Annotated in this window: 1 protein-coding gene; it reads right to left on the bottom strand. The window is 34.1% G+C overall.

Annotated features, from left to right (window positions below; all coding sequences use genetic code 11):
* Positions 1–185 precede the first annotated feature (185 nt).
* Entirely contained in the window at positions 186–788 is a 603-nt protein-coding gene (locus tag Q8L85_03270) for a DUF882 domain-containing protein (protein MDP1723702.1), read from the bottom strand.
* Positions 789–1070: the final 282 nt, after the last annotated feature.

Here is a 1070-nt window from a genome sequence, read left to right as displayed (position 1 = left end):
TAATTTTTCATTTAATTGCGTTGCATTCTCATCGGGTTCAGCATTAGGCCCCGCATTGGGCCCAGAATTTGGGAAGGTCATTGACGTTTCAATTTTCTTCATCGCCAGCTGAAGGCGTGTAAAAAGATCATCTGTGCTCATAACGCAACTTTCAAATTTTAGAAGCCCCAATTTAAAAAACTATATTACCAGAAACGAATATCACCTGTATCCATATGCACAAATTTTGCCCTTGGATAATAACCTACCCCCCCTATTTTAACGAGTTTTGCAGCTTTTTGAAGATGTGAGGTTTGAATTCCTTGGATACGAATATCCACTGCCTGACCCTTCATATGATAACTTTCGCCAACGGCGCGAATTTGTTTATTCGTGAAATAAGTACGAAACCCACATACAACTTCAATAGGCAAATTGCGACCCAAAAGAAGTGAAAGCTTATAAAGTCCTTCGATTAATTTTATATCCATCGGTACTTTGATATTACGACGATGATCACGCATCAATTTATCAATGGCATCTAATCCTTTGGTGCAATAGCCTTCTGGTGTACAAAACACTACATCAATGCTCTCGCCCGTATGACGATTATAAAGCTTTAATTTTTTATCTATAGAATCTCTATGCTGTAATTTGGCCAGAAGTATATTTGGCGCCACAGCTGAAGCAATAAAAGCGCTTCCTAAAATCAATCCTGAATTTTTAATAAAATCCCGACGTTTAATGCCAGCCTCATCTACAAGATGTTGCAATCTTTCGGGTGCTAAATTTAATGATTGGTCATCCATAACAAACCTCTCCTTATATTAATATATGCAAGAAAAGGGCCGCTTTGTCAAAACTTATATGAAAAATAAAAATAATAAAAATATCAAATGGTTTTATCGGACACGCTGAATTCATTCTTAAACATAAACTCAGCTATTCATTACAACAAATGCTTTATCATACTTTAACACTAAATCATCATTTAATAAAAATAAGTAAATATTATTGACATAATAAGAATAAAAATGATAGAATTTACCATTAAATTAAAGTTTTTTATTGTTGAGGAAAAATAGATGCAT

The sequence above is a fragment of the Alphaproteobacteria bacterium genome (genome assembly GCA_030680745.1).
Classification (GTDB): Bacteria; Pseudomonadota; Alphaproteobacteria; order JAUXUR01; family JAUXUR01; genus JAUXUR01.
Note: the sequence above shows the minus strand (reverse complement) of the source record. Positions and strands in the feature narration are given on the sequence as shown.

Bases quoted from the DNA above. Each gene is read 5' to 3' on its own strand.
- Q8L85_03270 (MDP1723702.1), bottom strand. From the start codon at position 788: ATGGATGACCAATCATTAAATTTAGCACCCGAAAGATTGCAACATCTT.